Here is a 21924-nt window from a genome sequence, read left to right as displayed (position 1 = left end):
TGGGATCAGGTGAACGACCCCGTCTGCGTGGGCGACTCGGTTCGGGGTGAGCCGTCACCCCGACGAAGCGGGCCGGCCCTCGTCACCCGGCGCCCGCCCGCGTGCGAGGCGTGCCACGGCCCGCCAGTCGATCGCGGGTCGGCTCTGCGGGGTTCCGGGGCGGTGGCGGGGTACGCGCACGCGTAGTGCTCCGGGAACGATCCGGCAGACCACCGGAGCGGGCAGCAGGACGTGTTCGCCGTCGATGCCGACGGGGACGGCCTCGGCGTCCGCGTCGACGACCACCTCGGTGCCGGTCAGCCGGGTGAAGGCGGTGGAACGCGCACCGCGGACGGCGCCCGCGGCCTGTGCCGTGTTGTCGACGTGCACGCACAGCACTCCGAGCAGTCCCGAGTCCAGGCGGTCGCGGCGGCCGCGGCGCGGTCCGACGGCGGACGTGTAGGGGTTGTTGCTGACCAGCACCGCCTGCAGTCCGTCGGCGTGGTGCGCGCCGGACCGTATCCGCAGCCGGTGGTGCTGGTCGCCCGTGAGCAGTTCGGGCAGGTCCTGGAGGATGGTCCGCGCCTTGGCGTGCCGGTAGGCGGGGTCGCCGACCACGGCGGCGTAGGTACCGAAGGACGCCGTGTTGACGAAGACCCGGTCGGCGGCGAAGCCGAGATCGACTCTCAGTTCGACGCCGTCGCTGACGGCGTCCAGGGCGGCGGCCGGGTCGTCGCCGTCGAGGCCGAGGTCGCGGGCGAAGTGGTTGCGGGTGCCCGCGGGGATCACGACGAAGGGGAGGTCGTGGTCGTGGGCCACCTCGGCCACCTGGGCCTGGGTTCCGTCCCCGCCGGCCACCGCAAGCAGGTCGGCCCCCTCGGCGACGGCGTGCCGGGCCAGTTCGGCCACGTCCTGATGCCCGGTGTCGAGCACGGTCACCCAGGCACCCGTCGCCAGGGCCTTGTCGACCAGGTGGAAGCGGTCCACCTTGCCGCCGCCGGAGCGCGGGTTCATGAGGATCCAGGGGCGGTGGGGCGTCTCGGCGGCTGCCGGCGAAGGACCGGACCCGTCAGCGGCGCGGCCGGGTGCCGTCGCGGTGCGCGCCACGGTGACGGCCAGCGCGCACAGGGCGAGGGAGAGCAGGGCCGGGCCGAGCATCCCGTATACGGCGTACAGGGCGAGGACGGTGAGCGGCGCGGCCACCGACACGATGACGCCGCAGACACGTACGAGGCCGGTGTGGGCCACGGCCCACCACACGCCGACCGCGGCCAGCGCGAGCCCGGCGATGCCCAGCAGCAGCCACAGCACGCTGCGCAGCCCGGCGAAGGCGAGCGGGACCAGCACGCCGGCGAGCAGGACGAGCAACGCCAGGCGTGCCCGCCGGACCCTTGCGCGAGTGGCGTGGGCGGCGGGCACGGGACGGACCTGTTCTGTGTGGCGGGAGTGGGCCGGCGGGGCGGCTCACAGGTCGCCGCGCGGCGGACTGTCGAAGGAGTCGCCGACGTCGTCCTTCCGGGTCACGCACAGCGCCCAGATGATGAACGCCGAGAGCGCGATCATGATGACCGACCACACCGGGTAGTACGGCAGCGAGAGGAAGTTGGCGATGATGACCAGCCCGGCGATGGCCACACCGAGGACCCGCGCCCAGGTCGCCGTCTGGAACAGCCCGATGCTGACGAGCACGGCGACCGCGCCCAGGGCGAGATGGATCCAGCCCCAGCCGGTGAGGTCGAACTCGAAGACGTAGTTGCGCGTGGTGAGGAAGACGTCGTCCTCGGCGATCGCCATGATGCCGCGCATGATGTCGAGGATCCCCACGAGCGTGAGCATGACGGCGGCGAAGACCGTCAGGCCCGCCGCCCACTCGTACTTTGCCGACGTGTGCGGACGCGGCGCGTGTGTCGCGGTCATCTCTGTGCCTCGTTTCCCTGTCGGTGCTCAGTGGTGCGCGGCGGCGTCGGCGGAACGGGCCGACGGGCCTGCGCCGCTCAGGATGAGCTCCTTGGCGCGGCGGAACTCCTCGTCGGTGATGTCTCCGCGCGCGCGGATCTCGGACAGCTTGGCGAGCTCGTCGACGCTGGAGGTGCGGCTGCCGTCGCCGGCCGTCTCGCGGATGTACTCGTCGAACGCCTTCTGCTGTGCGCGAGCCTGGGCGAATTCCCTGCGGCCCATGTTCTTGCCCCGGGCGATGACGTAGACGAAGACGCCGAGGAAGGGCAGCAGGATGACGAAGACCAGCCAGCCGGTCTTGCCCCAGCCGGTGAGGTCGTCGTCGCGGAAGATGTCGCCGATGATCCGGAAGAGCAGGATGAACCACATGATCCACAGGAAGAACCACAGCATGGTCCAGAACATGCTCAGCAGCGGATAGTCGTAGGCGAGGTACATCTGGGTACTCATGTCCGTCCTCCGTCTCCTTTGGAGCGGGCGACCGCCCGACCGCCGTTCCCGGCTGTCCCCAGCGTGCGGACGCCCGGGCGCGACGGCCTCACCCAGGGCGGGTGAAGTCTCCGGTACCAGGTGGACGTCGCGATCCACTGGCCCAGCGCCAGGCCGGCCACGGCGACCAGGAAGACGGCGATCAGCCAGGACAGGAAGGTGAAGACCGGCCCCAGGGGGCCGAACTCGTCGAGGCTGCGCTCCATGGCCGTGGGCATGACCAGCTCGGCCACCCGGCTCAGCGCCACGCCGCCCATGCCGGCCAGTACCGCGCCCGGCAGCAGGTCGCGCCAGCCGATCCGGCCGCCGAGCAGCAGATGCTGGGTCCACCACCACAGGAGCATGGCGGACAGCAGGGCGAGCACCGTCCCGGTCACCGCTCCGGTGCCGAACCCGTCCCGCAGCGGCGCCTGGACGAGGAGGACGCCCAGCCAGACCACGAGCCAGAGCAGCCAGCGCCAGGCCACGGCACGCAGCGAAGCCCGGGGCAGGGACCAGCAGCGTTCGCACACCGCCTGGAGCGCGCGGCTGAAGGCGGTGGCGGAGACGAGGGTGAGTACGACGCCCAGGGCGCCCACGGTGTCCCGCGTGGTGCCGGTGGACTGGAAGCTCTCGCGTATCTCTTCGAGCGTGTCCCCGCGCGCCCCGAGGACGGCGGAGAGGGAGTCGGCGAGCAGTTCCTGCACGCCGTGCGGGGCGAAGGCCGCCACCGTCATCAGCAGGGGCAGCGCGGCGAGGAAGGCCTGGGCGGCCAGCCGGACCGCGCCCTCCACGAGGTTGAGGGCCGACAGTCTGGGCAGCAGCCGGGCCGCCGCCGAGGTCCGCAGGCCTGTCGTGACCCGCTCGACCGCTCGTCTCCGGTGCGACGCCGTCGCCTCGGCCTTCCCCGCCATGGCTCAGGGGCCTGCCCGGCCCGGTTCGCCCGGCGTCGCGGCCGGGGAGCGTTCCGCTACGGCCGCCGGCACGGCGAGGGCGGGAGGGAGCACGACGAACAGGGCCGCGGCCCTGCCCTTGGGACGGCTCCGGAGCGCGACGACCAGGGTCGCGCCCTCGACCCCGGGACGGTTCCGGAGCACCAGGACGAGGGCCCCGGCGCCGATGGCGACGCCGGTGGTCCACGACGGGTGGGTGGCCGGTCGGCGTCCGGTCACGCCGCTGCTGACGCCCGCGTCCCGCGGCGCGCGGCGCGCAGCGGCGGTGCCTCGGGGCGCGCCCCGCGGGCCGTACAGACATGCGGTCGCGGCGGCGTCGGGACGCAGTGCCGGCGGGTCCGTGGGAACGCCGGACCCGGCGGGCGCGGGGAGCGTCATGAGGGCCACGAGGGCTCCTGGGCCGCGGCCGCCTTGCGGAGTGCGGACCGCAGGGCGAAGGCGAGGCCCAGTTCGACGAGCCCGAGGAGCACCAGCCACAGGCCGAGCAGCCGGGTCAGGGCGGTCGCCGACTCGCTGGGCAGGGCCAGCACGACGATGCCCGCGACGGTGCCGAGGGCCCCGGCGGCGAGGACGGCACCGCGGTGCGGCAGGTCCTTGGCGGCGAGGGCCGCGCCGGCGGTCAGCAGGCCGGTCACGAGCCAGACGGCCCCGACGATCAGCGACAGCGCGGCGATCGTCTGGAGGGGGTTCCTCAGGCACAGCACGCCGGCCAGCACGTAGACCACCGCGATCAGCAGCCCCGTGTGCCGTTCGCCGTGCTCCCGGGCAAAGGCGGCGACGAACCGGAACGCGCCCGTCACCAGCAGGTACAGGCCCATGAGCACCGCCAGCACATGCAGGGTCACGTCCGGCCACACCAGGGCCAGGATGCCCGGCACGAGCGTGCCCACCGCCGATCCCAGCAGCCAGGTCCAGGAACCGCCGAGCTCCGCCGCCAGCCGGGCGGAGTCGGTCTCCGGGGCGGTTGCCGTCCCGTCGGTCAGCGATTCGGGCCCGGAGGGCGGCGCCTGTCCACGCGACACGGTCATGGCTCCTCCTCGCGTGAGTCGGCCGGCCCGCGCCGGGCCACCGACGGGACGGTGTGCGGCGCCCGCACGGCCACAGCGTCGCGCGTGCCGCCGCGGGCCGGGTCACCCATGGCGGGTGATCCGCGGACGCCGCCGTGGCGGTGGGCTGGGCTTGGCAGGTCCAGCGGTTGCGGGAAGGACGGTCACGGCATGAGCGAGCCGGTCCCCGCCCGCAGGGAGGGCACCAGGTCGGGCCGTACGCCCGCGGGGCCGACCCCGCGGGCGTACGGCCCGTTCGCCGTGGCCCTCCTCCTCGCCCGAGAGAGAAGTGGAGGGTGAGTCATGACGGCCCCGAGTGCCTTCACCGCCTCACTGTCACCCGCCGAGCGGGTGGCCCACGGCAGGAACGCCCGCAAGCGCGCCGCACGCTCCGGCCACGGCCGGTTCGAGCCGGGGCCGGACCGGCCCGACCCGATCGAGGTGATCGAGCGTCAGTCGGCCACCCGCGTACCGGAGTTGGTCCCGATCCGCTACGGCCGCATGCTGGAGTCCCCGTTCCGCTTCTACCGGGGCGCCGCGGCGATCATGGCCGCGGACCTCGGGCAACTGCCCGACACCGGGCTGACGGTGCAGCTCTGCGGCGACGCCCACCTGCTGAACTTCCGCCTGCTGGCCTCCCCGGAGCGCCATCTGGTCTTCGACCTCAACGACTTCGACGAGACCCTGGCCGGTCCCTTCGAATGGGACGTCAAGCGGCTGGCGGCCAGCTTCGCGATCGCCGGCCGGAACAACGGCTTCTCCGTCGCGGAACAGAGCGCCGCGGTACAGGAGTGCGTACGGGCGTACCGGACCCGGATGCGGGAGTTCGCCGGCATGCGCACACTCGACGTCTGGTACGCCCAGGACGACGCCGACCGGATGCGGGAGCTGCTGGCCTCCTCGATGAGCAAGGAGGCCCGGCGCCGGACCGCCGAGGCGACGGCCAAGGCCCGGACCCGCACCAACGTCCAGGCCTTCGCCAAACTCACCCGGATGACGGCCGAGGGACGCCGGTTCGCGCCGGACCCCCCGCTCGTCACTCCCCTGCGCGACCTGCTGACCGACCGGTCCGGGGACGCGCAGGAGAAGGAGCTGCGCATGGTCGTCGAGCGGTATGCGAGCACCCTGTCGTCCGAGCGCCGGCACCTGCTGCGCCACTACCGCCTGGTGGACATGGCCCGCAAGGTGGTGGGCGTCGGCAGCGTCGGCACGCGCTGCTGGATCCTGCTGCTGCTCGGCAGGGACGACGACGATCCCCTGCTGCTCCAGGCCAAGGAGGCACAGGAGTCGGTGCTGGCCGCGCACACCGACGGCGAGCGCTACGACAACCAGGGCCGCCGTGTCGTGGCCGGACAGCGGCTGATCCAGACGACCAGCGACATCTTCCTCGGCTGGACCCATGTCGTGGGCCTGGACGGACGCGGCCGGGACTTCTACGTACGGCAGTTGCGGGACTGGAAGGGCATCGCGCTGCCGGACACCATGGGCCCGGGTCTGCTGCGCCTGTTCGGGCAGCTGTGCGGGGCCAGTCTGGCAAGGGCCCACGCCCGCTCCGGCGACCCCGTCGCCATCGCGGCCTACCTGGGCGGCAGCGACCGCTTCGACCGGGCGCTGGCCGACTTCGCGCAGGCGTACGCCGACCGGAACGAGCGGGACTTCCAGGCGCTGGGCGTGGCCGCCCGCTCGGGGAGGATCCGCACGGCCGAACTGTGACGGGCGGCCGGGGCGAGGTCATTCGGGCAGCTGTCGCATCTCCACCACTCGCAGGCCCACCGACCGGAACCGGGCGAGCAGCCCGTAGAGGTGGGCCTCGTCGACGACGGGCCCGTACAGCACCGTCTGCCCGGCCATCACCACGTGGTTCAGCTCCGGGAACGCCTTGGCCAGCGTCTCCGACACGTGTCCCTCGATGCGGATCTCGTAGCGCATGAGCCGCTCTCCCGCCGACAGCCGATGGCAGACCTGCTGCGCTCTGTTTCCTCATCGTCCCGGCTCGGGGTGCCGCCCTGCCTCACCCGGCGCAGGTGACCTGGGAGGTCAGTGCGTCAGGGTGAGCTTGAACAGGATGATCAGCAGGCCGAGGAACAGGTTGACCGAGGCCGTGAGGGCCATCTGGCGCCGGGAGGCACCGAACCGTCGCGCCGCGGCCACCGACCAGCCCACCTGTCCGGCCACCGCCACGGCGAGCGCCAGCCACAGGGCGCCCCGTACGTCCAGGCCCAGCAGCGGGCTGACGGCCACGGCAACGGCCGGCGGCACGGCCGCCTTGACGATCGGCCATTCGTCCCGGCACGCGTGCAGGACGGTACGGCGGTCGAGGGCGTGCTGCGCCATACGGGCGCCGAACAGCTGGGCGTGCACATGCGCCACCCAGAAGACGCCGCCGGTCAGCAGCAGCAGGAGGACCAGTTCCAGGCGGGGGAAGTGGCCCAGTGAGCCGGCGCCGATCACCACGGTGGCGGCGAGCATGGAGCCGTAGACGCCTCCGGTGTAGTCGGCGTGGGCGCGGCGCTCTGCCCTGCGCTGCCGGGCGGCGGCGAGGTCGGTGCTCGGCATGGGGCCCTCCGGGAGTCAGCGCACGGCACCGGGGGCGTCGGTCTGCGGTTGCCCGGAAGGTCGCGTGCGGTCCGTCGGCAGGTGAGGGGTCACCAGGAAGCTGGCGAGGGTGATGCCGCCGGCGGCCAGGATCGCCGCCTTCAGGCCGTCGAGCTGGGCCGAGGCGTAGGACTCCGTGACGGCGTCGACCTCGGCGGGCGGCAGTCCGGCGCGCTCGGCCGCCGTGCGGACCTGGTCGGTGGGCACGAAGGCGATGCCCGCTTCGAGCGCCACACCGGTCTGCGTGCGGGTTTCCTCCGACAGCCGCGGGTCGTCCTCCACCTGCGTGGTGAAGGCATGGGCCAGGGCGCCGATGAGCAGGGAGCCGATGAGCGCGGTCCCCAGCGCCGATCCCAGGTTCTGCGCCGTGAACTGAAGTCCTCCGACCTCGCTGCGCTCCTCCTCGCCGACGCTGGACTGGACGACGTTGCCGAGCTGGGAGGCGAGCAGCCCCATGCCCAGGCCCAGCACGGCCATGGCCCCGGCGAACTGGGCGTCGTCGATGACCGGGTCGATGGTGGCCAGCAGCCATACGACGGCCGCTGTCAGCGTCAGCAGGGCGAACCGGACCACTGCGCGCGGTCCCGCCACCCGCCCCAGCCGGGAGCCGCCCATCGAGGCCAGGAGCATGGTCACGGAGACGGGGAGCAGGCGCAGCCCGGTCTCGAAGGCGTTGAAGCCCTGCACCACCTGCAGATACAGGGGGATGGTGAAGAACAGCCCCAGCAGGATGAGGTTCTGGCTCACCAGCGTCATCAGGCCGGACCTGAGCGCGGGCCTGTTCAGCAGGGACAGGTGCACCAGTGGTTCGCCGCCGGTGGACTCCAGCCTGCGCTGCCGGCGCACGAAGACGGCCAGGACCGCCACTCCGGCGCCGATGACGAACAGCGTCGGTGCGAAGCCCAGGACGGTGAAGGGGGCGTTGCGGGGCTTCACCCAGCCCCAGGAGCTGCTCTGCAGGACGCCGAGCACGCCGAGGCCGAGCCCGGCCGCCGAGAGCGCGGCACCGAATGCGTCCAGCCGCGGGCGCGGACCCTGGCGGGCGATGTCCGGGACCGCCCGGCGCGCCAGCAGAACGGCAAGGACCACGAGGACCTCGCCGGCGAAGACCAGGCGCCAGGTCAGGTACGTCGTCATCCAGCCGCCGAGCAGCGGGCCGACCGCGATCCCCGCGCCCGCGAGACCGCCGATGACGCCGTAGGCGAGGGCGCGGTCCCGGCCGCGGTAGGACTCCGCGACGAGGGCCGCCATGGCCGGCAGCACCATGGCGGCGCCGAGCCCCTCGATGACCGACCAGCCCAGGGCCAGCACCCACAGGGTCGGAGCCACCGCGGTCAGGGCCGAGCCGACGCCGTAGACGCCCATGCCCAGCAGGAACAGGCGTCGCCGGCCCAGCATGTCGCCGATCCGGCCGCCGGTGACCATGAAGGCGGCCATGACAAGCGCGTACAGGGTGATGACCGCCTGGATGGCGGTGACCTCGGTGTCGAAGTCCTCGACCAGCTGGCTGATCGAGACGTTCATGACGGAGGTGTCCAGGACCATCAGGAACTGGGCCGTCCCGAGAACAATCAACGCCCGCCAGCGCTTCATGGCGTTCACCCGACCATCGCAGCCGAAACACCGGCCGACCGCCTCACCCGCCGCGGGGGAAGCACCGGCGGCACCCGGTCACAGCAGCCGCAGCTCACGGGCCCGCCGCACCGCGTCGTTGCGCCGGTTCACCGCCAGCTTCCGGTAGACGCTCTTGAGGTGGGTCTTCACCGTGTTCACCGACACGAACAGATCTACGGCGATGTCCTCGGTCGACATCATCTCGGCGAGCCGTTGGAGCACCTCGCGCTCACGTCCGCTCAGCGGCTCCACCAGCACCGGGGCGGCCCCGGCGGCAGACGGCGGGAGCTCGCTGTGTGCCGCGCGGCCCGGTATGAGCCAGCCGGCGGCCAGGTGGCGCAGGGGCGGCGAGGCGAGGTAGGGCCGCAGCCACGGGCCGGCTTCGAGGAAGGGGCGGCGCAGGCGTTCGCGCCGGGCTTCCAGGAGTGCCTCCGCGAGCAGCCGGCGGGCGGAGGAGACATCGCCCGCGGTGTGCGCGGCCTGCGCCCGCACCAGCGTGGCGCGGACGTGCACCGCCGGGCCCGCGCGCCCCTCGTCGGCGATGGCGTCGAGCACCTCGATGGCCGCCAGCCGGTGGCCTGCCGCGAGGTGGGCCCGGGCCGCGCCCACGGCGCACTCCGGCTGCTCGGCGGCTGCCTGCCGCAGCACCTCGGCGGCCTCCTCCGGGCGGCCTTCGGCCAGGTGGGCGGCGGAGGCGACCAGGACGGCCTGCGTCTGTGCCCAGGGCGAGGCCACGTCCGCCTCCACCGCCGGTTCGACGGCGGCCAGCGCGTCGCGCGCCTTGCCGCGGGCCAGCAGCAGACGGGCCGTCGCAAGGGACCGGCCCGCGGCCGTCACCGGGTCCCGGGCCGCCGAGTCGGGCGTCTCGTCCAGGAGGGTCTGGGCCCGGCTCAGCTCGTTGCGGTCGATGGCCACCGCTGCCAGGACCACCCGCTCCAGTCCGGAGCCGCACCGCCGGGGCAGACCGAACTGCTCGGACTCGGTCATCGCCGAGAACGCGCTGCGCTCCGCCCGGCTCGGCCACCCGTCGAGGTAGTCGATCAGCGCCAGGTGGCCCAGGGACTGCTCCCGGGGGACTGCCGTGGAGGCACCGCCACCGCTCTCGGCGACCGCGGTCAGTGCCTCGCGCGCCTCGTCGAAACGGCCGGCCCACAGCCGTGCCGAGCCCACATGGGTCAGCAGGAGCGCGGGCAGCTCCGGGTGCTGGTCCAGCAGCTGGGCGGGCACCTCCCGCTGCAGTTCCCGGGCCGCCTGAGCGGCCCGCTCCGCCCGGCCCGGCGATCCGGACAGCCGGGCGGCCACGGCCTGCAACAGGGCGCAGCTCAGCTGGGCCGCGGGCGGGCCGGAGTCGTCGGCGGTCAGCTGCTCCTCGGCGTGCTCCAGGTGGGCGAGACCGCTGTCGAGGTCCTGCCGGGACAGGTCGCTGGCCGCGCGGACCAGGTGGGTGGCGGGGCTCGACGTCTCGGGTCCCATGCCGGCGAACAGGCCGACCAGCTCGTCGGAGCACAGGCCGGTGAACAGCTGTCCGATCGCCAGGTCGTCCACCAGGGCGCCCGCGGTGAACTCCCAGTCCTCGGCGGCGGCGCCGTGGGCGACCATCTCCGACAGCGATCCCGACCGGCGCAGCCAGTGCGCCGCCCGCCGGTGCAGTTCCGGCTCCAGTCCGGGCGAACGCTCCCGCAGATGCGCCCGGAGTATCTCCCGGAACAGCGGATGGAGGCGGTACCAGCTGTGCCCGAGGTCCTCGACGAAGGCGTTCTCGCGGTGCAGACCGGCGAGCACGGGCTCGGCGCCGGTCCGCCCGGTCAGGGCGTCCGCCAGGTCGGCGCAGAAGCGCTCCAGCACGCTGACCCGCAGCAGCAGGTCCTGGGTCCGGGGCGGCTGCCGTTTGAGCACCTCGGCCAGCAGGAAGTCGGCGACGGCGCTGTGGCCCGCCTCGAACTCCTTCAGATACACCTCCGGGTCCGGGCTCTGCTGCGCGGCCAGGGCGCACAGCCGCAGGCCGGCCGCCCAGCCCTGCGTACGGTCCACCAGGGCGCCCGCCGCCTCGACGGACAGACGCAGCCCGTGCCGCTCCAGCAGGGCGACCGTCTCCTCGGGCGTGAAGGCCAGCTCGGCGTCCCTGATCTCGGTGATCTCACCGGCCGCCCGGTACCGGTGCAACGGCATCAGCGGCTCGGTGCGGGTGACGAGGACCAGGCGCAGTCCGGGTCCGGCGTGGTGCAGGACGAACTCCAGCTGCTCCGAGATGTCCGGGGCGGTGATCCGGTCGTACTCGTCGAGCACCACCGTCACGGTCCGGTCGCGGCTGCTGAGCGCCGCGGCGAGCCGGGCCAGCAGCGTGTGGCTCACCGCGCCCGGCCCGCTGGGGAAGCCGATCTCGCGGGGCACCGACACGCCGCTGGTGCGCAGGGACTGGAGCAGATGGGCCCAGAACATCGCCGGGCCCTGGACCGCCGAGTCGAGGCTGAGCCAGGCGACGGGCTCCGCGAGACCCGTGACCCAGTCGGCGACCAGCAGGGTCTTGCCCGCGCCGGCGGCCCCGTCGACCATGATCAACGGTGTCGACAGTCCCTGGTCGAGGTGTTTCACCAGCCGTTCGCGCCGCAGGAAGGTGCCGGGTCTGCTCGGCACGGCGAAGCGGGTCCGCAGAAACGGGTCCCCGAGCGGGTCGAGGGACGGGACGGCAGGTTCGTGCGGGGTTTCGTCGCTCGCTGCCACGACGCTCACCGCCCTGTGTGCAAGGTCCCGAGTACCGCATGTCCAGAATCTCAGCATCTGTCCGCATTTGCTCGCGGTACAGGGCCCAAGGGCCCCCGCCCGGGGGCCGCAAGCCCTGGCAAGGGACCTGAAAGGACCTTGCGGGACCTCGGCGGAACCTTGAGGGACCTCACGGGGACTTCGAGCGACGTCCGGACCCCGGGGCAGCAGCGCGCCGGGCGCTTCTGTCAGGGTTCGACAGGGCCGCCCAGGCCGGTCAGGGCGCCGACCGGGTCCAGGTCCGGGGTGCCTCGGGGCCACCAGTCGTCGTGGCCCGGCTCCGACTCGTAGGCGTACCAGAGGCCGTCGCAGCCGAGGCGGAGCTGGACATGGCCGCGGGGGTGGGTGAGGTGGTTGCGCCAGGGGCGGAAGGCGGGCAGGTCGGCGGCCAGGAGGAGCGGGCGGGCGCGGTCGAAGCGGCCGGCCGGGGGGTCCCACGGCTCTTCCAGTACGGCGAGACCCTCCGGGCCGCCCTGACGCCAGGCGGCGACCGCGCGGGCCAGCTCGGCCGGGGTGCGGTCGGCGGCGCCGGCGAGCGAGGAGTACAGGGCGCGGGTGCCGGCGGTGAGTCCGGAACCGGGGCGGGCCGCGGCGAGCCGTACGGCGTCCTGCCACAGGGTCAGCTCTCCGACCGGGTCGCGGCCGGTGGCGAGCAGCGCGTGGGCCCGGGCGGCGGCGTCGGTCGCCAGCTGGTCCAGCGCGAAGGGGTCGGGGCCGCCCGGTGCCGCCGGGTAGACCGGGGGCTGCTCGGGATGCGGAGGCACAGGCAACGGCATGGGCAGGGGCGGGAGTTCGCGGGATGCGAGGGCGTCGCTCGCCCGTACGCCCGGCAGCGGTGCCGGCTCCCGCTCCTGGGCGGCACGAGCCGCGCGGGCCGCGCTCAGGCGGGACAGGGCGTCGAGAAGTTCGCGTTCGCCCCGCCCGCGCAGCAGGAGCAGGACGAAGGGGTCCTCGTCGAGCAGGCGTGCCGTCTGGTAGCAGAGGGCGGCCGCGTGCTTGCAGGGATGGCCGGAGTCGGGGCAGCTGCACCGGGGGTCCAGATCACGCGGGCCGGGCAGCAGCGGCACCCCGCACGCGGCGAGGGACTGCGGCATCTCCTTGTCCAGCAGGGCCGCGATGTGACCGGGCCGTTCGGCGGCGGCGTCCAGGAACCGCTCCCAGTCGGCGTCGTCCAGCGTGCGCAGCCGGACCTGGACGCGGTACGGCCGGGGGCGGCTGCCCTGTACGTACGCGAGGACGAGCCCCGGCGTCACGGTGATCGCGTCCACATGCCCCTGCTCCGCATACGCCCGCCCACGCACCAGCCGCTTGGCGTCGAGCGCCCCTTCCTCCAGAGCCGACACCCACGCATTGCCCCACCAGGTCTCCGCGAAGCCGACACCTCCGGTGCTCCGGGCGGGAAAGGCCGGGAAGGTACGCCGCAGGTCGCCGTCGCGGGCGGGGGCGGCCATGGAGCGGGGGACGTGCGGGGCTGCTGCCGGGGTGCCGGCGGGCGTGCCTGCCGTCGAGACGGCACGCTCGGGGGACGCCGGGGCGCCGACAGGTGTGCCGGCCAGCGGGACTGCACGCTCGGGGGTTGCCGGAGTGCCGGCGGGTGTGCCAGCCCGCGGGACTGCACGCTCGGCCTCCGTGTCCGCCATCGAGCCGGTGTCCCAGGCGGCGTCGGCGCGTGCAGCCTCCGACGGGGCCGGGGGTCGGGTCGCAGACCGTGGGCTCGGCGAGGGCTCCCCCTCCGGCTCATCCGTCCCGGCGGGCATCCGGAACGCCCCTGCCAGCAGCTCCCGCAGCTCCCGGGCCCGGACGACGGACGCCTCGCTCCGGGCCGGGGGCGCCGGGCGCGCGGGGCGGCGGGGGGTGCGGGAGGGCACGGCGCCCGCGGTGCCTGAGGTGCTCGTGGCCCGCGTGGTCTGCGTGGTCTGCTCGGCCAGGCGCCGGTCCCGACGAGCGGCACGCAACGCCTCGCGCGCGACATCCGCGGGGCGGGCGCTGCGCTCCGCGGCTACGGGGTTCGGGGTGGACGCGCCTGGCGCGGCAGGGCTGCTCGGGGTGGGCGTGGTTGCTCCGGCGGCGCTGCTCGGGGTGGGCGTGGTTGCTCCGGCGGCGCTGCTCCGGGTGGGCGTGGTTGCTCCGGCGGCGCTGCTCCGGGTGGGCGTGGTTGCTCCGGCGGCGCTGCTCCGGGTGGGCGTGGTTGCTCCGGCGGCACCACCCGGGGTGGACCCGCCTCCCTTCGCGGCACCGCTCGCGGTGGACCCGCCTGCCTTGGCCGCGCCACCCTCAGTGGACCCCTCCACCCCGGCGGACCCACCCGCAGCAGACCCGCCCAATCCAGCGGCACCACCCGGGGCAGACCCGCCCGCCTTGGCCGCGCCCCCCTCACTGGACCCCTCCACCTCAGCGGACCCACCCGCAGCAGACCCGCCCAATCCAGCGGCACCACCCGGGGCAGACCCGCCCGCCTTGGCCGCCCCACCCTCACTGGACCCCTCCACCCCAGCGGACCCACCCGCAGCAGACCCGCCCAATCCAGCGGCACCACCCGGAGTGGCCCCACCCACAGCGGACCGGCCCGCCCCGACGGCACCCCCCACAGCGGACCCTTCCGCCCCGACGGCCCCACCCGCAGTGGCCCCACCCGCCCCGACAACACCGCTCCAGGCAGACCCGTCCTCCCCGGTCTCGGCGTCGGCGTCGGCGTCCCTCGTCGTCTCGCGAGCGGCGGAAGTCGCTCGGCGGAGTGCCGCGCGTGCCGCGTCTGCCGGGCGGGGGACGGACTCGGGTGCTGTCGGCTCAGTCGTGACGGTCTGGTCCTGGGCCGGGGTCTCCGCGGGGGCTCCCGTCGGGGAGTTCCCGTCGGCCCGCTCCCCCTGTCGGTCACGTTCCCGTGCGGCCCGCAGGGCGCGGCGGGCCTCCTCCGACGGGCGGGGGGTCATGTCGTCCTCCGGAGGCGGACCAGGTCGGTCAGTTCGCGGTCGGTCAGTTCCGTGAGGGCGGACTCGCCGGAGCCGAGGATCGCGTCGGCCAGGGCGCGCTTGGCCTCCAGCATCTCGGCGATGCGGTCCTCGACGGTGCCCTCCGTGATCAGACGGTGGACCTGGACGGGCTGGGTCTGGCCGATGCGGTAGGCGCGGTCGGTGGCCTGTTCCTCCACGGCCGGGTTCCACCAGCGGTCGAAGTGCACGACGTGACCCGCGCGGGTGAGGTTCAGTCCGGTGCCCGCCGCTTTCAGGGACAGCACCAGCACCGGCGTCGCACCGCTCTGGAAGCGGTCCACCATGCGCTCACGCTCGGGTACCGGTGTGCCGCCGTGCAGGAGGTCCACCGGGACCGCGCGGGCGGCGAGGTGGGAGGTGATCAGGCGGGCCATCCCGACGTACTGCGTGAAGACGAGGGCGGAGCCGTCCTCGGCCAGCAAGGTGTCCAACAGCTCGTCCAGCAGGGCCAGTTTGCCGGAGCGGGCCATCAGGCGGTCGGCGGCCGTCGGCGGGACCTCCTCCTTCAGATACAGCGCGGGGTGGTCGCAGATCTGCTTCAGCGCGCCCAGCAGCTTCAGTACCAGGCCACGGCGCGCGATGCCCTCCGCCGTCTCGATGGCCAGCATCGACTCGCGCACCACCGCCTCGTACAGCGCGGCCTGTTCGCGGGTGAGCGGCACCGGGTGGTCCGTCTCCGTCTTGGGCGGCAGTTCCGGCACGATGCCGGGGTCGGACTTCTTGCGGCGCAGGAGGAAGGGGCGCACCAGACGGGCCAGCCGCTCCACCGCCTCCTCGTCCTCGCCGTTCTCCACCGCGCGCGCGTGCCGGGCGCGGAAGGACTTCAGGGGTCCGAGCAGCCCGGGTGTCGTCCAGTCCAGCAGTGCCCACAGTTCGGAGAGGTTGTTCTCCACGGGGGTGCCGGTCAGGGCCACGCGCGCGGGCGTCGGGATGGTGCGCAGTGCCTTCGCCGTGGCCGAGTAGGGGTTCTTGACGTGCTGTGCCTCGTCGGCGACGACCATGCCCCAGCTCTGCCGGCCCAGCGTCGGTGCCGCCGAGCGCATGGTGCCGTAGGTGGTCAGGACGAAGCCGCCGGCCAGGTCGTCCAGGGTGCGGTCGGGGCCGTGGAAGCGGCGGACGGGGATGCCGGGGGCGAAGCGGGTGATCTCGCGCTGCCAGTTGCCCAGCAGCGAGGCGGGGCAGACCACCAGGGTCGGCTCGCTGCGGGCCCGCTTGAGGTGCAGGGCGATGACCGTGATCGTCTTGCCGAGGCCCATGTCGTCGGCGAGGCAGCCGCCGAGGCCGAGGGAGGTCATCAGGTCCAGCCAGGCCAGGCCCCGCAGTTGGTAGTCGCGCAGGGTGGCGTCCAGGCCGGGCGGCGGTTCGGCGGGGCGGATGCCCGCCGTCAGCCGGTCGCGCAGGGCGGCGAGGGCGCCGACGGGAACGGCCTCGACGGTCTCGCCGTCGACGTCGGCGGTGCCGGTGAGGGCGACCGACAGTGCGTCGACCGGGTCGAGCAGGCCCAGTTCGCGCTTGCGGGCCTTGCGGACCAGGGCCGGGTCGACCAGCACCCAGTGGTCGCGCAGCCGGACGACCGGGCGGTGCGCCTCGGCGAGGGCGTCCATCTCGGCCTCGCTGAGCGGCTCCCCGCCGAGCGCCAACTGCCAGCGGAACTGGAGCAGTTCCTCGCTCTCGAAGAACCCGGTTCCGTCGGTCGCCGAGCCCGGCGCCGGTCGTACCACCGCGGCCGCGGTGAGGTCCTGGGCCAGGTCCCGGGGCCAGTGCACGCCGACTCCCGCCGCCGCGAGCCGGGACGCCGCCACTCCGAGGAGGTCGCCCAACTCCTCGTCGGACAGGGCCAGTACGTCGGGGACGTCCTGCTCGGCGAGCCGGTCCAGCGGCGGCCACACGCGGGCCGCGCGCCGCACCGCGAGGGCGGCGTCCACGCGCGCGCGGGGGCCGAAGGCCGAGTCCGCCTCGCCCGCCCACAGCGCCGCCGCGTCGATCACGAGGGTGGGATCGGCGAGGCTGTGCACCTGCACGATGGCGGCACCCGCCGAGCGGACACCCCCCTCGCCGTCGAAGAGTTCGTACGCCGACAGATCCAGGCGCAGCGAGATCCTTACCCCGGCGTCCATCCCGGCGGCGACCTCGGCCGCCCAGTCGTGGGCGCCGGGCAGTCGCTGCGGCCGCCGGTCCGCGAAGGGCTTTCCCGAGGCGTACGGCGCGGCCGGGGTGCGGGGCAGGGTGTCCGCGACCGCGTCGAGGAAGCAGCGCATCAGCGCTTCCGGTTCGGGCAGCCGGAGGGGGCCGGTACCCGGGAGCGGGACCGCATGGCCCTCGTGCGGCAGGGCGGCGGCGATCGCCCGTAGGTGGGCGATGTCGTCCGGGTCCAGGGGCCCGGCCCGCCAGGCGTCGTGGCCGGTGGGGGTCAGTCCGGGCAGCAGCCGGCCGCGCGCGACCAGCCGCAGGGCGTGCAGGGCGGCGGCGCCCCAGCACGCGGTGGCGGGATGGGCGGCCGGGTCGCGCCGGGCGCGCACGAGCAACGGCAGCGCCTCGCCCAGCGGGAGCGTCACGGCGGGGGTGGTCCGGCGGCGCACTCCGGAGCCGTGCCGTCGTACGAGGGTGAGGTCGGTGTGCTCGGCGGGCAGCGGGCCGTCCTCGGGGTCCCAGAAGGCGATCCGGCCCTCGCGCGGCAGGGGCGCGGGCAGGAAGACGGCGGCGAGCCGCACGGAGACGGCCTCCGCCGTCGCCCCGGCCACCGTGGCCGTGTCGCTCATACGCCCTGTCACCTCCCGGCCGTGAGTCGGATCAGACGTCTTCGACTCTACGGGCGGGGTCTGACAATCGGCCGCGGCAGGCCGATCCCCACGAGACGACCGACCGATCAAGGAACCGTGCGCGAGACGACGTACACCATCGGATAAGTCGGGTTGCCCGTGTTCACGACCACGTCCAGCGTCGGCGCCGGGTTCTTCTGCTGGTGCACCAGGCCGTAGTACTTGCCCGGCCGGGCGCCCTCGCCCGAGAAGGTCCAGCCGGTGATCGACCGGTCGCGGGCGCCGATGGTGATGTCGCCCTCCTTCAGGTCGTCCCGGCTCATCCCGATGCCGGCCAGGAAGGCGTCCAGGCCGGCGTGCGTGGTCTGGAACTGGACGTAGAGACGGCTGGTCCGCCAGTTGTTCGTCTCGTAGTGCGCGACCTGGTTCGCCGGGTGCGGGATCGGCACCTGGTAGAGGCGGCGCTGCACCTTCGACGGCCAGCCCTCGGTGAGGCCGGTGGCCGAGTACTTGGCCTCCTTGGCCTTGCCGCTGTCGCGGCTCTGGTTGGCGGAGATCACCAGATAGCCGGCCGGGACGCCGATGAGCAGACCGATGATGAGCAGGGTGAGCGTCCTGCGGCGGATCATGTGACGCCGGTCCTCGATGCGCCGGGATCGTTCGTCCGCCGGTTCGGCCTGGCGGGGCAGATCAGGGGTCACGCGGACCCCTGGGACGCGCGGCGGGCCTGCGCGTACCGCTCGTAGCGTTCGTAGCGCTCCACGCGGCGCCGGTTGGCGCGCCGGAAGCGGCGGGCGACCAGGCGGGCGAGGTCGGCGGCGCCGACCATGCCGGCCTCGGGGCCGAGCTGGGCGCGCGCGATGCGGGCCTCGGGGCGGTAGCCGCGGCCGGTCAGGTGGCGCTTGAAGGCGTCCCGCGCGGGGCCGATCAGCAGGTCGTCGGCGGCCGAGACGCCGCCGCCGATGACGAAGCAGGAGGGGTCGAGGGCGGCCGCCAGGTTGGCGATGCCGACGCCCAGCCACTGGCCGATGTCCTGGAGCAGCTCGATGCACATGGCGTCGCCCTCGCGGGCCAGCTCGGTGATCATCGGGCCGGTGATGTCGGAGATGTTGCCCTTGACGTGCTCGATGATCCCGTACGCCACCGGGGAGTCGGCCGCCGCCAGTTCGCGCGCCTCGCGCACGAGCGCGTTGCCGGAGCTGTACTGCTCCCAGCAGCCGCGGTTGCCGCAGGGGCAGCGGTGGCCGCCGGGGACGACCTGCATGTGCCCGAACTCGCCGGCGACCCCGAACTTGCCGCGCTTGACCTGGCCGTCCTCCAGGATCGCGCCGCCGATGCCGGTGCCCAGCGTGATCATGACGAGGTGGTCCTCGCCGCGTCCGGCACCGAAGCGCCACTCCGCCCAGGCGGCGGTGTTGGCGTCGTTGTCGACGAGCACGGGGACCGCGAGGCGCCCGGCGATGCGGTCGCGCAGCGGCTCGTTGCGCCAGGACAGGTGGGGGGCGAACAGGACGCGGTTGCGGTCGGCGTCGACCCAGCCGGCCGCGCCGATGCCGACCGCGTGCACGTCGTGCCGGTCGGACAGGTCCAGCACCAGCTCGACGATGGTGTCCTCGACGACCTTGGGGCTCTTGGACTTGTCCGGGGTCTCCGTGCGGACCTTCTCCAGGATGTTGCCGTCGGCGTCGACGACGCCCGCCATGACTTTGGTGCCGCCGATGTCGATCCCCACGGTCGGCACGCGGGGCGCGGTCAGGTGTGACCGGCGCTCCCTTGTGCCGACGGTGCGGAGCGCCGGCGCGCGGCGGGAGCCGATGGGGGCGTTGAAGGTGCCGTAGGTGCTCATCAAGCCCGATTCTGCCTCACCGTAGGGCTGGGTGCCGTACAGGGAAACAATGGGGTGGTTCATGACGTACGCCGTCTACAGGCCGTATGTGGCTGCTCGCGCAGTTCCCCGCGCGCCTCAGCTTCTCTCCAGCTCGTGGGCCAGATCGTCCAGCTCGTTTCCGCCCGCCATCTGCCTCGTCAGCTCGTCCAGGGTGATGGAGTCCCGGGCGTGGTTGCCGACCATCGTGCCGCGCTTCAGCAGGACGAAGCGGTCGCCGACCATATACGCGTGATGCGGATTGTGTGTGATGAAGACAACCCCCAGGCCCTCGTCCCGCGCCGCCGCCACGTACTTCAGGACCACGCCCGACTGCTTCACTCCGAGGGCCGCCGTCGGCTCGTCCAGGACGAGGACCTTCGCACCGAAGTGGACCGCGCGGGCGATCGCCACGCACTGGCGCTCGCCGCCGGAGAGCGTGCCGATGGGCTGGTCGACGTCGCGCAGGTCGATGCCCATGCGGAGGAGTTCGGCGTGCGTCGTGCGGCGCATGAAGTCGACGTCCATGCGCTTGAAGGGGCCCACGCCCTTGCGCGGTTCGGAGCCGAGGAAGAAGTTCCGCCACACCGGCATGAGCGGTACGACGGCCAGGTCCTGGTAGACGGTGGCGATACCGCGGTCCAGGGCCTCGCGCGGGGAGGACAGCTTCGTCTCCTCGCCGTCGAGGCGCAGGACGCCGCCGTCGTGCTGGTGCAGCCCGGCGATGATCTTGATCAGGGTGGACTTGCCCGCGCCGTTGTCGCCCAGCACGCAGGTGATCTCCCCCGCGTGGACCTCCAGGGAGACGCCTTCGAGGGCGCGGATGTTGCCGTAGTGCTTGCTGACGTCCGCCAGCTCGACGAGCGCGGTACGTTCTGCCGTCTGCGTCACTTGGTGGCCTCCGCGCGCTTGCGGACCCAGGCGTTGAGCAGGGTCGCGAGGAGCAGCATCGCTCCGAGGAAGAACTTGAACCAGTCGGGGTTCCATTCGGCGAAGACGATGCCCTTGCTCGTCATGCCGAAGATGAACGCGCCGACCGCCGAGCCGACCGCGCTGCCGTAGCCGCCGGTGATCAGACAGCCGCCGATGACGGCCGCGATGATGTAGATGAGCTCGTTGCCGACGCCTTCGCCGGACTGGACGACGTCGTAGGAGAAGAGCAGGTGCTGGCCGGAGATCCAGGCGCCGAAGGCGACGCCCATGTAGAGGCCGATCTTGGTCCTGGTGACGGGCACGCCGACCGCGCGGGCCGCCTCCTGGTTGCCGCCGACCGCGAAGATCCAGTTGCCGGCGCGGGTGCGCAGCAGGATCCACGAGGCGAGGGCGACCAGGCCCAGCCACCACAGGATGGTGACCTTGAAGTCGACGTCGCCGATCGTCAGGGTCAAGGCGAAGACGTCGTGGCCGCTGGGAAAGCCCTCCATGTCGGCGATCGACTTCGTGGAGACCGTGCCGCTGATCAGCTTGGTAAAGCCGAGGTTCATGCCGGTCAGCATCAGGAAGGTGCCGAGCGTGATGATGAAGCTCGGCAGCTTGGTGCGGGTGAGCATGATGCCGTTGAAGGCGCCGATGGCCAGGGTGACCAGCAGGGACACTCCTACGCCGACCCAGGTGTTCGCCGTCATCTGGTAGCTGAACATCGACGACACCAGGGCCGAGGAGGTCACCAGGACGCCCGCGGACAGGTCGAACTCGCCGCCGATCATCAGCAGCGCGACGGGGACGGCCATGATGCCGATCGTCGAGGAGGCGTACAGGACCGTGCTCAGGCTGGAGGCGCGCAGGAAGCCGTCGGCGACGAGCGCGAAGAAGACGAAGACGGCGATCGCGCCGACGACCGAGCCGAGCTCGGGCCGGCCGAGCAGCTTGCGCAGCGGTGAGGTCTCCAGCAGCCGCTCGTCCACGGTCGCGCTCATCGGGTGCCCCGCTTCGTGTACTCCTCCAGCGCGGCGGCCTGGTCCTTGGTGATGATCTGCGGGCCGGTCAGCACGGGCTGACCGCCGCCGAGCACGTCGTCGTTGTACTTGTACAGCCACAGCAGGTCCACGGCCTCGTAGCCCTGGAGGTACGGCTGCTGGTCGACGGCGAAGCCGAGGGTGCCGTCCTTGAGTTCGGCCGCCACCTTGGCGTTGAGGTCGAAGGTGTCGATCTCGGCCTTGCTGTTCGCGTCCTGCTTGGCCTTCACCGCGGTGTCGGCGTACGGGGCGCCGAGGGTGACGACGGCGTCGACGGACTCGTCGGCCTGGAGTTTGGCGCTGATCGCGGACTGTACGTCCGGCATGCTCGTGCCGGTGACGTACAGGTTCTGCACGGTCCCGTCGAAGGTCTCCTTGACGCCCGCGCAGCGCTGCTCGTGGCCGACGTTGCCCTGCTCGTGCAGGACGCAGACCGCCTTCTTCTTCCCGCGCTTGTTCAGCTCCTCGCCGACCGCCTGGCCGGCGATGGTCTCGTCCTGGCCGATGTGCGTCAGCGCGCCGAAGTCCTTGGACTCCTCGGAGCCCGAGTTGACGGTGATCACCGGGATGCCGGCCTTGCGGGCGCGGGCCACGGCGGCCTTCATGGCGTCGGGCTTGGCGAGGGTGACGATGATCCCGTCGACCTGCTTGTCGACGGCGGCGTCGACGAGCTGTGCCTGCTGCTGGGCCTCGTCGTCGTGCGAGTACAGGAAGTTGATGTTGTCCTTGACGGCGGCCTGCTCGGCGCCGCTCTGGACGATGTCCCAGAAGGTGTCGCCGTCGCCCGAGTGGGTGATCATCGCGAAGGTCCAGCGGGGGGTGTTCACCGCCGCCTTCCCCTGGGCCGCCGCGGCCTTGCGGGCGTCCTCGGCGCGTTTGCCGCCGGTGCTGCTGCAACTGGCGAGGGACACGCACAGTGCCCCTGCCAGCGCGATTCCTGCCCAGGTCCTCAAGCGTGCCACGAGGCGGTGCCCTTCTTGCTGTG

The 21924-nt window shown here is 73.3% G+C and carries 18 protein-coding genes; 1 reads left to right on the top strand and 17 read right to left on the bottom strand.

Features of this window, described 5'->3' with window-relative positions:
• Positions 1–54 precede the first annotated feature (54 nt).
• From AB0Q90_RS36125 to AB0Q90_RS36100, 6 genes are read right to left on the bottom strand one after another with little or no spacing between them, the layout of a single operon-like run.
• A complete protein-coding gene (locus AB0Q90_RS36125) occupies positions 55–1398 on the bottom strand; it encodes a diacylglycerol kinase family protein (protein WP_363158443.1) in 1344 nt (447 codons plus the stop codon).
• A 45-nt stretch (positions 1399–1443) separates the two neighbouring features.
• Positions 1444–1896 (bottom strand): hypothetical protein, encoded by a 453-nt coding sequence (locus AB0Q90_RS36120; protein WP_363158444.1) that lies wholly within the window; start codon positions 1894–1896, stop codon positions 1444–1446.
• Between the two features lie 27 nt (positions 1897–1923).
• The gene (locus tag AB0Q90_RS36115; protein WP_363158445.1) at positions 1924–2385 is read right to left on the bottom strand and encodes an SHOCT domain-containing protein; all 462 of its coding nucleotides are present in this window, start codon (positions 2383–2385) and stop codon (positions 1924–1926) included.
• On the bottom strand, positions 2382–3317 hold the full coding sequence (locus AB0Q90_RS36110; RefSeq protein WP_363158446.1) for a ribonuclease BN: 936 nt from the start codon (positions 3315–3317) through the stop codon (positions 2382–2384). Before AB0Q90_RS36110 ends, AB0Q90_RS36115 begins: the two co-directional genes overlap by 4 nt.
• A gap of 3 nt (positions 3318–3320) precedes the next feature.
• A complete protein-coding gene (locus AB0Q90_RS36105; protein ID WP_363158447.1) occupies positions 3321–3743 on the bottom strand; it encodes a hypothetical protein in 423 nt (140 codons plus the stop codon).
• Positions 3731–4384 carry a DUF308 domain-containing protein gene (locus tag AB0Q90_RS36100; protein WP_363158448.1) on the bottom strand — a complete coding sequence of 218 codons (654 nt, stop codon included), beginning with the start codon at positions 4382–4384 and terminating at the stop codon, positions 3731–3733. The genes AB0Q90_RS36105 and AB0Q90_RS36100 overlap by 13 nt, the downstream gene beginning before the upstream one ends.
• Before the next feature lie 321 nt (positions 4385–4705).
• Between AB0Q90_RS36100 and AB0Q90_RS36095 the strand changes: the two genes are divergently transcribed.
• Entirely contained in the window at positions 4706–6115 is a 1410-nt protein-coding gene (locus AB0Q90_RS36095) for a DUF2252 domain-containing protein (protein ID WP_363158449.1), read from the top strand.
• Between the two features lie 18 nt (positions 6116–6133).
• Here AB0Q90_RS36095 and AB0Q90_RS36090 read toward each other — a convergent pair whose 3' ends face one another.
• The 11 genes from AB0Q90_RS36090 to AB0Q90_RS36040 form a co-directional block, all read right to left on the bottom strand.
• Positions 6134–6331 (bottom strand): hypothetical protein, encoded by a 198-nt coding sequence (locus AB0Q90_RS36090; RefSeq protein WP_363158450.1) that lies wholly within the window; start codon positions 6329–6331, stop codon positions 6134–6136.
• A gap of 108 nt (positions 6332–6439) precedes the next feature.
• The gene (locus tag AB0Q90_RS36085; RefSeq protein ID WP_363158451.1) at positions 6440–6958 is read right to left on the bottom strand and encodes a hypothetical protein; all 519 of its coding nucleotides are present in this window, start codon (positions 6956–6958) and stop codon (positions 6440–6442) included.
• 15 nt (positions 6959–6973) lie between these two features.
• Complete coding sequence (locus AB0Q90_RS36080) at positions 6974–8590, bottom strand: MFS transporter (protein WP_363158693.1); 1617 nt, start codon at positions 8588–8590, stop codon at positions 6974–6976.
• Positions 8591–8668: 78 nt separating this feature from the next.
• On the bottom strand, positions 8669–11341 hold the full coding sequence (locus tag AB0Q90_RS36075; protein ID WP_363158452.1) for a LuxR C-terminal-related transcriptional regulator: 2673 nt from the start codon (positions 11339–11341) through the stop codon (positions 8669–8671).
• A 218-nt stretch (positions 11342–11559) separates the two neighbouring features.
• Complete coding sequence (locus AB0Q90_RS36070) at positions 11560–13326, bottom strand: SWIM zinc finger family protein (RefSeq protein ID WP_363158453.1); 1767 nt, start codon at positions 13324–13326, stop codon at positions 11560–11562.
• A gap of 971 nt (positions 13327–14297) precedes the next feature.
• The gene (locus tag AB0Q90_RS36065) at positions 14298–17120 is read right to left on the bottom strand and encodes a DEAD/DEAH box helicase (RefSeq protein ID WP_363158454.1); all 2823 of its coding nucleotides are present in this window, start codon (positions 17118–17120) and stop codon (positions 14298–14300) included.
• Positions 17121–17227: 107 nt separating this feature from the next.
• Positions 17228–17821 (bottom strand): sugar kinase, encoded by a 594-nt coding sequence (locus tag AB0Q90_RS36060; protein ID WP_363158455.1) that lies wholly within the window; start codon positions 17819–17821, stop codon positions 17228–17230.
• The gene (locus tag AB0Q90_RS36055; RefSeq protein ID WP_363158457.1) at positions 17818–18966 is read right to left on the bottom strand and encodes an ROK family glucokinase; all 1149 of its coding nucleotides are present in this window, start codon (positions 18964–18966) and stop codon (positions 17818–17820) included. Before AB0Q90_RS36055 ends, AB0Q90_RS36060 begins: the two co-directional genes overlap by 4 nt.
• 117 nt (positions 18967–19083) lie before the next feature.
• Positions 19084–19875, bottom strand: a complete 792-nt coding sequence (locus tag AB0Q90_RS36050) for an ATP-binding cassette domain-containing protein (RefSeq protein ID WP_363158458.1) — start codon at positions 19873–19875, stop codon at positions 19084–19086.
• Positions 19872–20900, bottom strand: a complete 1029-nt coding sequence (locus AB0Q90_RS36045; RefSeq protein WP_363158459.1) for an ABC transporter permease — start codon at positions 20898–20900, stop codon at positions 19872–19874. The genes AB0Q90_RS36050 and AB0Q90_RS36045 overlap by 4 nt, the downstream gene beginning before the upstream one ends.
• Positions 20897–21901, bottom strand: a complete 1005-nt coding sequence (locus tag AB0Q90_RS36040; protein ID WP_363158460.1) for a sugar ABC transporter substrate-binding protein — start codon at positions 21899–21901, stop codon at positions 20897–20899. Before AB0Q90_RS36040 ends, AB0Q90_RS36045 begins: the two co-directional genes overlap by 4 nt.
• Between the last annotated feature and the right edge of the window lie 23 nt (positions 21902–21924).

It is taken from the genome of Streptomyces sp. NPDC079141, from assembly GCF_040686775.1.
Classification (GTDB): Bacteria; Actinomycetota; Actinomycetes; order Streptomycetales; family Streptomycetaceae; genus Streptomyces.
The sequence above is the reverse complement of the archived record's forward strand: the minus strand, read 5'-3'. Positions and strand labels throughout refer to the sequence as shown.

Coding starts and splice junctions, on each gene's coding strand:
- AB0Q90_RS36115 (WP_363158445.1), bottom strand. CDS start 2,385: ATGAGTACCCAGATGTACCTCGCCTACGACTATCCGCTGCTGAGCATG.
- AB0Q90_RS36100 (WP_363158448.1), bottom strand. CDS start 4,384: ATGACCGTGTCGCGTGGACAGGCGCCGCCCTCCGGGCCCGAATCGCTG.
- AB0Q90_RS36045 (WP_363158459.1), bottom strand. CDS start 20,900: ATGAGCGCGACCGTGGACGAGCGGCTGCTGGAGACCTCACCGCTGCGC.
- AB0Q90_RS36065 (WP_363158454.1), bottom strand. CDS start 17,120: ATGAGCGACACGGCCACGGTGGCCGGGGCGACGGCGGAGGCCGTCTCC.
- AB0Q90_RS36085 (WP_363158451.1), bottom strand. CDS start 6,958: ATGCCGAGCACCGACCTCGCCGCCGCCCGGCAGCGCAGGGCAGAGCGC.
- AB0Q90_RS36090 (WP_363158450.1), bottom strand. CDS start 6,331: ATGCGCTACGAGATCCGCATCGAGGGACACGTGTCGGAGACGCTGGCC.
- AB0Q90_RS36120 (WP_363158444.1), bottom strand. CDS start 1,896: ATGACCGCGACACACGCGCCGCGTCCGCACACGTCGGCAAAGTACGAG.
- AB0Q90_RS36095 (WP_363158449.1), top strand. CDS start 4,706: ATGACGGCCCCGAGTGCCTTCACCGCCTCACTGTCACCCGCCGAGCGG.
- AB0Q90_RS36110 (WP_363158446.1), bottom strand. CDS start 3,317: ATGGCGGGGAAGGCCGAGGCGACGGCGTCGCACCGGAGACGAGCGGTC.
- AB0Q90_RS36055 (WP_363158457.1), bottom strand. CDS start 18,966: ATGAGCACCTACGGCACCTTCAACGCCCCCATCGGCTCCCGCCGCGCG.
- AB0Q90_RS36080 (WP_363158693.1), bottom strand. CDS start 8,590: ATGAAGCGCTGGCGGGCGTTGATTGTTCTCGGGACGGCCCAGTTCCTG.